This is a genomic window from Leisingera coralii (assembly GCF_049056525.1).
Taxonomy (GTDB): Bacteria; Pseudomonadota; Alphaproteobacteria; order Rhodobacterales; family Rhodobacteraceae; genus Leisingera; species Leisingera coralii.
Genome location: NZ_JBHUPT010000016.1, coordinates 42567 through 51373 on the forward strand (window position 1 = coordinate 42567; position 8807 = coordinate 51373).

11 protein-coding genes are annotated in these 8807 nt (G+C 65.9%); 5 read left to right on the top strand and 6 right to left on the bottom strand.

The features are described 5' to 3' along the window. The first annotated feature begins 16 nt into the window (after positions 1-16). From ACFMBG_RS06485 to ACFMBG_RS06495, 3 genes are read left to right on the top strand one after another with little or no spacing between them, the layout of a single operon-like run. Entirely contained in the window at positions 17-1090 is a 1074-nt protein-coding gene (locus ACFMBG_RS06485) for an AI-2E family transporter (RefSeq protein ID WP_421053890.1), read from the top strand. 4 nt (positions 1091-1094) lie between these two features. Continuing rightward, positions 1095-1802, top strand: coding sequence for an HdaA/DnaA family protein (locus ACFMBG_RS06490; RefSeq protein ID WP_421053891.1), 708 nt, complete (start codon positions 1095-1097; stop codon positions 1800-1802). Positions 1803-1854: 52 nt separating this feature from the next. Further along, positions 1855-3435: a Ppx/GppA family phosphatase gene (locus ACFMBG_RS06495; protein WP_421053892.1), complete on the top strand. Its 1581-nt coding sequence runs from the start codon at positions 1855-1857 to the stop codon at positions 3433-3435. A gap of 15 nt (positions 3436-3450) precedes the next feature. Here the strand turns inward: ACFMBG_RS06495 and ACFMBG_RS06500 are convergent, their stop codons facing one another. Beyond that, positions 3451-3831, bottom strand: a complete 381-nt coding sequence (locus tag ACFMBG_RS06500) for a hypothetical protein (RefSeq protein WP_421053893.1) — start codon at positions 3829-3831, stop codon at positions 3451-3453. Positions 3832-4285: 454 nt separating this feature from the next. Between ACFMBG_RS06500 and ACFMBG_RS06505 the strand changes: the two genes are divergently transcribed. Continuing rightward, positions 4286-4816 (top strand): hypothetical protein, encoded by a 531-nt coding sequence (locus tag ACFMBG_RS06505; protein ID WP_421053894.1) that lies wholly within the window; start codon positions 4286-4288, stop codon positions 4814-4816. A gap of 421 nt (positions 4817-5237) precedes the next feature. On the opposite strand, the gene ACFMBG_RS06510 is transcribed toward ACFMBG_RS06505, so the two are convergent. The 5 genes from ACFMBG_RS06510 to ACFMBG_RS06530 form a co-directional block, all read right to left on the bottom strand. Continuing rightward, positions 5238-6233, bottom strand: coding sequence for an endonuclease/exonuclease/phosphatase family protein (locus ACFMBG_RS06510; RefSeq protein ID WP_421053895.1), 996 nt, complete (start codon positions 6231-6233; stop codon positions 5238-5240). Further along, entirely contained in the window at positions 6214-6912 is a 699-nt protein-coding gene (locus tag ACFMBG_RS06515; protein ID WP_421053896.1) for a TerB family tellurite resistance protein, read from the bottom strand. Before ACFMBG_RS06515 ends, ACFMBG_RS06510 begins: the two co-directional genes overlap by 20 nt. A 10-nt stretch (positions 6913-6922) precedes the next feature. After that, a complete protein-coding gene (locus tag ACFMBG_RS06520; protein WP_421053897.1) occupies positions 6923-7444 on the bottom strand; it encodes a GNAT family N-acetyltransferase in 522 nt (173 codons plus the stop codon). Beyond that, positions 7441-8049, bottom strand: coding sequence for a VOC family protein (locus ACFMBG_RS06525; protein ID WP_421053898.1), 609 nt, complete (start codon positions 8047-8049; stop codon positions 7441-7443). Before ACFMBG_RS06525 ends, ACFMBG_RS06520 begins: the two co-directional genes overlap by 4 nt. A 91-nt stretch (positions 8050-8140) precedes the next feature. Next, entirely contained in the window at positions 8141-8629 is a 489-nt protein-coding gene (locus tag ACFMBG_RS06530) for an MAPEG family protein (protein ID WP_421053899.1), read from the bottom strand. On the opposite strand from ACFMBG_RS06530, the gene ACFMBG_RS06535 reads away from it, so the two are divergent. Beyond that, positions 8628-8807, top strand: a 180-nt coding sequence (locus ACFMBG_RS06535) for a hypothetical protein (protein ID WP_421053900.1), incomplete at its 3' end; no start/stop codon positions are given. The genes ACFMBG_RS06530 and ACFMBG_RS06535 overlap by 2 nt on opposite strands.

Here is an 8807-nt window from a genome sequence, read left to right on the forward strand (position 1 = left end):
AGGCGGCACGCGGACCATGGCGCTACCAGCAAAACAGCAGCTGAAATACTGGGGCATCGCCGCCCTGGTCTTTGCGGTGGTGATGTGGGCGCTTGGCAATGTGCTGATGCCCTTCGTGCTGGGCGCCGCCATCGCCTATCTGATCGACCCGGTTGCCGACCGGCTGGAAGCCTGGGGCATGAGCCGCACCGGCGCCACCGCCACCATCACCGTCGGCGCGCTGCTGATCTTCCTTCTGCTGCTGCTGATCGTGGTGCCAACGCTGATTTCGCAGATGATCGACCTGGCCCAGGTGCTGCCGCAGCTGTTGCGCGATGCCCGCACCTTTGCCATCGAGCATTTCCCCTCCGTCTTCGAGGAAAACAGCCGCATTCACCAGGCGATCACCTCCTTCATGCAGACGCTGCAGTCGCGTGCGATGGAGGTGCTGCAATCGGTGCTGGGCGGCGCGGCCTCCTTCTTCAACATCGTGATCCTGCTGGTCATCGTGCCGGTGGTGGCGGTCTATCTGCTGCTGGACTGGGACCGGATGGTCGCCCGCATCGACGAGCTGCTGCCGCGCGACCACCAGCCGGTGATCCGCCGCCTGGCCGGTGAAATCGACGCGGCGCTGGCGTCCTTCATCCGCGGCATGGGCACCGTCTGCCTGATCCTTGGCACCTATTACGCCGTGGCGCTGATGGTGGTGGGGCTGAACTTCGGCCTCGCCGTGGGCTTCATCGCCGGGCTGATCACCTTCATCCCCTATCTTGGCGCGCTCATTGGCGGCGCGCTGGCGATTGGCCTCGCGCTGTTCCAGTTCTGGGGCGACTGGGTCTCGATCGGGCTGGTGGCGCTGATCTTTGCCATCGGCCAAGTGGTCGAAGGCAACTTCCTGACCCCCAAGCTGGTGGGCGACTCGGTCGGGCTGCACCCGGTCTGGCTGCTGCTGGCGCTGTCGGTCTTCGGCGCCCTGTTCGGCTTTGTCGGCATGCTGGTGGCGGTGCCCGTCGCCGCAGCGCTGGGAGTGATTGCCCGCTTCGTGACCGAGCAGTACCTGGACAGCCGCCTGTACCAGGGCCAGGGCCACCGCGACGCGGGATCGGAATAACGTCATGGCACAGCAGCTGAGCTTTGATCTCCCGGCGAAACCGGCGCTGGGGCGGGATGATTTCTTTGTGGCCCCCTCTAATGCGATGGCGGTGGCTCTGCTCGATCCCGGCTTTGCCTGGCCCAGCGGCAAGCTGGTGCTGACCGGGCCCAAGGGCTCCGGCAAGACCCATCTGGCGCATGTCTGGGCCAGCCAGACCGGGGCGCGCATCATCCCCGCGGCCAAGCTGACGGCGGAGGCGGTGCCGGAGCTGGCGCACGGCCCCATCGCGGTGGAGGACGTGCCGCAGATCGCCGGCGATGCGGAGCGGCAGAACGCCCTGTTCCACCTGCACAACCTGGTGCTGGCGCAGGGGCATTCGCTGGTGATGACCGGCCAGGGAGCGCCCAACCTCTGGGGCCTTACCCTGCCCGACCTGCAAAGCCGGGTGCAGGCCGCCACCCATGCTGAGCTGCAGCCGCCGGATGATCAGCTGCTTGCGGTAGTGCTGGCCAAGCTGTTCAACGACCGCCAGATCACCCCCAAGCCGGATGTGATTCCCTATCTGGTGGCCCATATGAACCGCTCCTTTGCCGCGGCGGCGCAGATCGTGCGGCGGCTTGACCACCTGTCGCTGGCTGAAAAACGCAGCCTGTCCCGCCCCCTGGCGGTGCGGGCGCTGTCGGAGATCCGCGAAGAGGCAACGGAAAATGACGCATCCGCAAGCGGTTGACCCCTGCCCGCCCTTGCACCATCCTGACCGCGGATTGCAAGACGGAGCCCTCATGAACGTGACCCAGGACCCCGCCGCCGCCAGCACCGATTGGGGCCCCTTCGGGCGTCCGATCTTTCACGACCCCGGTGCCAGGGCGCTGTCCCGGGTGGGGGTGGTCGATGTCGGCTCCAACTCAGTCCGCCTGGTGGTGTTCGACGGCGCCGCCCGCAGCCCGGCCTATTTCTACAACGAAAAGATCATGTGCGCGCTTGGCGCCGGCCTGTCCGACAGCGGCCGCCTGAACCCCGAGGGCCGCGCCCGCGCCCTGTCGGCGCTGCGCCGGTTCCAGTATCTGGCTAAGGGCATGGGGCTGCCGCCCTTGTCCGCCGTGGCCACCGCCGCGGTGCGCGATGCCGAGGACGGGCCGGAGTTCTGCGAGGAGGTGCTGCGCGAGACCGGCCTCAAGATCCACGTGATCGACGGCCGCGAAGAGGCGCGGCTGTCGGCCCAGGGTGTGCTGCTGGGCTGGCCCGGCGCCTATGGCTTGGTCTGCGATATCGGCGGCTCCTCGATGGAGCTGGCGGAGATCCAGGAGAACACCGTGGGCCGCCGGGTGACCTCGCCGCTGGGGCCGCTGAAGCTGCGCGACATCAAGGGCGGTCGCAAGGGCCGCAAGGACTACATCAAGACTGTCATCGAACAGCTGAAGGAAGAGATGGGCACCCAGCGCGACCGGCTGTTCCTGGTCGGCGGCAGCTGGCGCGCCATTGCCCGCATCGACATGCACCGGCGCGGCTATCCGCTGAAGGTGCTGCATGAATACCGGATGTCCGCCAAGGACGTGCGCGAGACTGCCCGCTATATCGAGACCCGCAACCTGGACAAGCTGCGCGAGGCCTGCGGGGTCTCCTCCAGCCGGATGGCGCTGGTGCCTTATGCCATCGACGTGCTGACCCGGCTGATCAAGACCTTCAAGCCTAAGGATATCGCGGTTTCCAGCTATGGCATCCGCGAAGGGCTGCTGTACGAGCAGATGCCGCAGCGGCTGCGCGCCCGCGATCCGCTGATCGAGGCCTCCCGCTTTGCCGAGATGAAGGACGCCCGCGTCCCCGGCTTCGGCAAGACGCTGTATGATTTCGTGAGCCCCATTTTCAGCGGCGCCCGGCACAGCAAGCGGCGGCTGGTCAAGGCCGCCTGCCTGCTGCATGACGTCAGCTGGCGCGCCCATCCCGACTACCGCGCCGAGGTCTGTTTCGACAACGCGACCCGCGCCAACCTGGGCGGGCTCAAGCATTCGGAGCGGGTGTTCCTGGGGCTGGCGCTGCTGCACCGCTACAGCAACAAGCGGCGCGGCAGCAGCTTCGAATACCTTTATCATCTGCTGGACGAGAAGGGTCAGCACGAGGCCGAGGTGCTGGGCAAGGCGATGCGGTTCGGCGCCATGCTGATGGTCACCGGCAACGGCAACATCGGCACCCTGCGCTGGCAGCCGCGCAAGCGGGTTCTGCATGTGGACCTGCCGGACGCGGCGCGGCCGCTTTACGGCGAAGTGGCCGAAGCCCGGCTGAACTCTCTGGGCAAGGCGCTGGATGCGGAGGTGCAGCTGACCTTCAAAAAGCCGGCCCCGCCGCCGGAGACGGTGCAGGAATAAGCTTGCCGGAGGGCGTCAGATCTCGGTGACGCCTTCCTCTTCCGCGGTTTCCTTGTCGGCGGGCGCGTTGTCCTTGGGCTTCTTGCGGATGATGATATCGCCGTTTGGCAGGATCTCGGGCAGCTCATAGGCGCTCCAATCCTCCACCTCCTTGGCGATTTCCGCCAGCGCGGGCCCCATCTCGGCCAGGAAAGCGCCCATCGCCGGGCCGATCTCCTCCATCATGCCCTGCAGGTCCTCCAGCGCCGGCGCCATCTCCTGGCGCAGCCCCTCCCAGAACAGCTCCGCGCCGCGCTCCATCAGCGAAGTGCCGTTGTCCTCCCCTTCCGCTTCCTGGGCGGCAAGCGGGCTGGACAGGAGGGCGATCAGGGCGGCGGGCAGAAGGATCTGTTTCATGAGGCCAATATAGGGGCGCCCGCTCCGCGCGAACAGAGGGTTTGCGCAACAGCGCCGTGCTTGGCGGGATTGGGGCTGGCGGGACTTCCCGGTCATTCGCCGCGAATACAGCCATATCGAAGCGGCACGGCTGCTCTCCGCAGAAGGCGGACTTTGCAAAATGGGGTGACGGCCCGGAGCCGGCCTCGGCTCAACGCGACGGCGCCGAGGCGGGGCATGCACCGAAGCAGCGTTCGACGGGCGGGCGGCATGACCGGTCAGCCAGGACGCCCCCATCACCGCCCAACCCGGGAAGATGGTATACTGCGGGAACTGAGTCCTTTCGAATCGAAATTGACCAAGCGCATCCCTGCAAAGCATGACTTTGCAAGGGGTATTCTATTACCACAGATAAATTCATGCAGGTGCGCGCGAACGTCCGTTCCGTTCGTAAAATTTCCATCAGGAGGCCGTCATGAAAACCACATTCCTTCTTTCCTGCACATGCCTGGCGCTGTTTGCAGGCGCTGCTGCGGTTTTTGCAGACACTGACGCAATGATTGCCAGCGCCGAAAGCGCTGCCCCGGCTGCGGTAACGGCGGAAGCAACCATCAAGGCCCCGGACGGCACGGTCCTTCGTGCCGGTTCAAACGGCTACACATGCTATCCGCAACAGGAAGCTATCGGCCCTATGTGCAACGACGCGACTTGGGATGCGCTGATTACCGCACTAATGAACAAGCAGGAGTTTTCACCCGATAAACTCAGCGTGTCCTACATGCTCGCAGGCGAAGGAACTGCCATCGGTGTCAGCAACAGCGATCCCTACGCCACCGATCCCGGCAAAAGCGACGACTGGGTCAAAGAAGGCCCGCACCTGATGGTGATTGTGCCGGACAAGGCAATGCTTGACGGTTTGTCCACCAACCCGAACGACCCGGTATACGTGATGTGGAAAGACACCCCTTACGCCCATATCATGATAAAGGTCAGCCCTGACGAATAGCATCGAGAGCACATACAGCCTGCAGCTCTTTCCCCGCCCCGGAAACGGATGGGGCGTCCGGGCATCAGGGCGCCCCTTTCAAAAGGGTTTGGCTGGGGAATGCGGCTGCGCGGACTGCGAGGTTTGGTACGGTGTTTCGCCGCGTGCCCGGCTTTGGCTTCGCCATGAGTGCCAAGGCTTACTGTGCCCGAGGTCTGCTCATAGCCGCCGCTGTCCTGGATGCCGGAAAAGACCCGCTTTCATCTCGGTGCCCGGCAGAGCAATGCCCGCTCCCGGGGGGCGAGCGGCCCTTTGCGCATCCAGCATCCGCGCAGCCGAGTGACGGCAGCAATGGGCACAAAGCCGACTTTCCCCGCACGTTCCCTGCCCGGACGTTACTGCACCTTGGCGGCAAAACGGCCGGCAACGGCCTCTGTTGTCCTCACGCCAAAGCAATATCCAGCGTCACCGGGAAATGGTCGGAGGCATTGAGCAGCGCCTCCCGCAGCTCCTCGTCGGCATAGCATTCGGCATCGTCGAACGGGTGCCAGATCCGCCACTGCGGATCGAACCCCATCAGGCTGTGGGAGATCATCACATAGTCCAGCAGCGCCGGGAAATAGCGTTTGGAATCAGGATTGTAGAACCGCGAGGTGCTGGGCAGCGAGGTGGCGCGCGGCTGCAGCAGGGATTGCGCGTTGGGGTCGTTCAGCAGGTCGCCCAGCACGATCTCGATCGAGGACTGGCCGAAGTGCTTTTCGTAGTCGTCGGCGCCGGGGCCGTCGTTGAGATCGCCCAGCACGATCACATGCTCGCCCGCGGCCACATGCTCCGCCACCCGCCGGTGCAGCCAGTTCGCCTGCGCCAACTGCTTGCGCTGGTTGGCGATGGAAAGCGCTGTGATCTCCTCCGGCCCGTTGGCCCCATGCGGCGCCTTGGACTTCAGATGCGCGCCGATCATCCGCAGCGCGGTGCCGCCCCGGGTGGTGACAGCCAGCTCCAGCGGCGGTTTGGAAAACTCAACCGTGTCCCGCTGGTCATCCACGTCGAGGTCGATCTCGAACACGCCGTTGAACCGCGGCGCTGCGGCGCTGGCGCGGGCGTCATGAACTGCCTCCAGCACGTCCGGATCATAGAGCAGCGCGATTTCCTGGTGGGTGTCGTTTGCAAAGCCGCTGACCGCCTCGCGCGCGCGCAGGCCCGCCTCCGCCGCAAAGGCCTCGAGCGCGCGGGTGGTGCGCTGGGTGCGTCCCGTATTGGGGGCCTCGATCACCATGATGGCATCGGCATCCAGGCGGCGCAGCACATGGGCAATCGCCCGTCCCTGCGTGTAGCGGTCAACCCTGTGGACGCCGGACGGCTTGCCGTCCAGAATCAGCCTGTCGTTCTTGTCGAACAGATAGGCGAACCACTCGATATTATACGTGGCCAGCCGCATTGCCGCCGCACCCGCTGATCTCATCCCAGGCGCGGTTGATGTCGATCATCCGCTTTTCCGCCAGCCGCACCGCTTCCTCCGGCACCCCGCGGGCGATCATCGCGTCCGGGTGGGTGTCGCGCACCAGCTTGCGCCAGTGCTTGCGGATCTCCTCGCGCGGCATGTCCGGGCTGACCCCCAGCACCGTATAGGGGTCCTTGGGCGCATCCGGCACGAACCGCGCCCGCAGCGCCTGGAACTGCTGCGGGGTCTGGCCGAAGATGCGGCTCACCTCCTCCAGGAACTCGTTTTCGCCGGGGTGATAAAAGCCGTCCGCCATGGCGATATGAAAGAGCCCCTCCATCAGGTCGCAGAGCGTGGTCGGATCGTTGGCAAACATCTTCTGGATGCGGCGGGCGTATTCCTGGTAGCCGGCCACATCGGTGCGCGCCATGTTGAAGACCCGGGCGGCGCCGGCCTCGTCATCCTGCGCGATCTGGAACACCTCGCGGAAGGCGGTGACCTCGTCGCGGGTGACCTGGCCGTCGGCCTTGGCCATCTTGGCGCCAAGCGCGATGACGGCAATGGCAAAGGCCACGGTTCTCTCGGGCGGGGCGCGCAGGCGGTCGAAAACCTCGGCCAGGCTTTCGCCTGCGGCAAGCGCCGACAGCGCGTCGGATATGCGGGTCCAAAGTGACATGGGGCTCAGCCTATCCGGGTTTGGCGGCACTGTCAGGGGCGGGAATCCCCGGCGTCAGGATTTTCTGCATGAAAACAGTATCCAGCCAGCGCCCCTGCTTGCAGCCGAGCTCCGGCATCCGGGCGGTTTCCGCGTAGCCCAAGGCGGCATGAAAGGCGATGGCACCGGGGTTGGCGCTGCTGACGCTGGCGATCAGAACATGGATCTGCGCCTGTTTGGCCTGCTCTTCCAGTGCCTCGATCAGCCTGCGGCCCGCGCCCTTGCCCTGCGCGGCGGGCAGCAGATGAATGGTGTGCTCCGCCGTGAACCGGTAGCCGGGGCCGGAGCGGAACGGAAAGAAATGCGCGTGGCCCAGGATCTCCCCGTCCTGTTCGGCCACCAGGTAGCTGCCGTTACTGGCGGCGATCTGCTGACGCACCTGGTCCGGTGTTTTCTCGATCGTGTTGAAGGTCGCCAGGGTGTCGCGGATCACCCAGTTGGCGATGGCGCAGACGGCTTCGGCATCAGCCGGGGTTGCGGGGCGGATGATCATCTGAGCTGCCTCGGCCCATGCGGCGTGTCGAATTCCGCCATCATTGCCGGCGCGCCCTGCTCCACCTTGAGGCGCGGGTCCCTGAGGATGCGGTCCAACGCGGTCTGTAAATCAGAGGCCTCCGGGTGGCTGAGGACCAGCCGGGTCAGGCGGCAGCCGGACTGCGGCAGTTTGCCTGCGGGAGGCTCTGCCTGCCACTGCAGGACCGCCGGGAACAGGTTGTAATAGGGCAGCAGCCCGTCCGCTGGCACCGTCATCAGCCAGCTGAGATCGCCGCGATGCATCTGCACATGCCGCTGCGCATGGGGCGGCAGCAGGGGCTTCGCCGCTTCCAGGTCCTCGCTGCGCAGGATCCAGTTGCTGAGCCGCGCGGGGCCTTCAAAGCGGTCGAGATTGAACCAGCGCGGCTGCTCCTCTGGCCGGGCCTCCGGGTCGATGGCGATGGCCTCCAGGTACAGCCCGTCCTCCAGCCCGATCAGCCGGTTGTGGGTGCCGTAGCGGGCATGGCAGCCGCCGGGGCCAATTGCGATGCCCAGGGATTGCTCCACATGCGCCGCGGCGACTTCCAGCGTTTTGCCTGCCACCGCCAGGTGATCGAGTATCATGCGCGCCCTCCTCTTTGGCGCAGAGACTAACGGTGCTTTGGCGGGGTGCAAGGCGGGAATTTCAGGCGGCGCTTCGCCGGGCGGGACTGTTTCAAGCCCAAACCGCCAGCGCCCAAATCCCAGCTATCACCGTCGGATAAAACGTCCCGGCAAAGCCCAGCCCCCTGAGCGGCGGCGACAGGTGGTAGCCGGCCCAGAACAAGAGCCGCATCAGCGCAAACGAGAGGCCGAGGGCAATGGCCACGGCGCCGCCCAGGGTGACGGCAGCAAAGGGCCAGACAGCGAGCGCAAGCACCAGCTGCTCGACGGTGTTGGTCAGCACCCGCTGGTCGATTTCGGCCGGGGAGCCTGGGGAGAAGGGCTCTCCGTCGATCATCGCGTCGTCAAAGAACCGCCGCTGGGCCAGGCGGCCGATGATCAGGGCAAGCACCAGACCCGGCGCCAGGAAGGCGCCGGGCAAGGCGATGGGCGCGGGAATGTAGGGCAAGCCCAGCCATTGCGGCAAGCCGGTGACCAAGACGCCCCAAAGGGCGCCGAGGGCCATGCCAGTGAGGATCTGGGGGCGTTTGGAGCGCAGCATGGCGCCACTCAATCACCGGTTTCGCGGTTTGCCAAGGCGTGCCGCGACGGCCCCGGCGGAAAGCTGCGGCTGGCGGCATCAGATTTCTGAGAAACAGGCACTCCCGCCCGCCGCCGGCCGTGCCTTTGGCACCGCCGCGCCGGTTGGGCGTGGCATCGCGCGCCTTGCGGCGCGCGAT

Coding starts and splice junctions, on each gene's coding strand:
- ACFMBG_RS06505 (WP_421053894.1), top strand. CDS start 4,286: ATGAAAACCACATTCCTTCTTTCCTGCACATGCCTGGCGCTGTTTGCA.
- ACFMBG_RS06525 (WP_421053898.1), bottom strand. CDS start 8,049: ATGATACTCGATCACCTGGCGGTGGCAGGCAAAACGCTGGAAGTCGCC.
- ACFMBG_RS06520 (WP_421053897.1), bottom strand. CDS start 7,444: ATGATCATCCGCCCCGCAACCCCGGCTGATGCCGAAGCCGTCTGCGCC.
- ACFMBG_RS06495 (WP_421053892.1), top strand. CDS start 1,855: ATGAACGTGACCCAGGACCCCGCCGCCGCCAGCACCGATTGGGGCCCC.
- ACFMBG_RS06510 (WP_421053895.1), bottom strand. CDS start 6,233: ATGCGGCTGGCCACGTATAATATCGAGTGGTTCGCCTATCTGTTCGAC.
- ACFMBG_RS06515 (WP_421053896.1), bottom strand. CDS start 6,912: ATGTCACTTTGGACCCGCATATCCGACGCGCTGTCGGCGCTTGCCGCA.
- ACFMBG_RS06485 (WP_421053890.1), top strand. CDS start 17: ATGGCGCTACCAGCAAAACAGCAGCTGAAATACTGGGGCATCGCCGCC.
- ACFMBG_RS06530 (WP_421053899.1), bottom strand. CDS start 8,629: ATGCTGCGCTCCAAACGCCCCCAGATCCTCACTGGCATGGCCCTCGGC.
- ACFMBG_RS06500 (WP_421053893.1), bottom strand. CDS start 3,831: ATGAAACAGATCCTTCTGCCCGCCGCCCTGATCGCCCTCCTGTCCAGC.
- ACFMBG_RS06490 (WP_421053891.1), top strand. CDS start 1,095: ATGGCACAGCAGCTGAGCTTTGATCTCCCGGCGAAACCGGCGCTGGGG.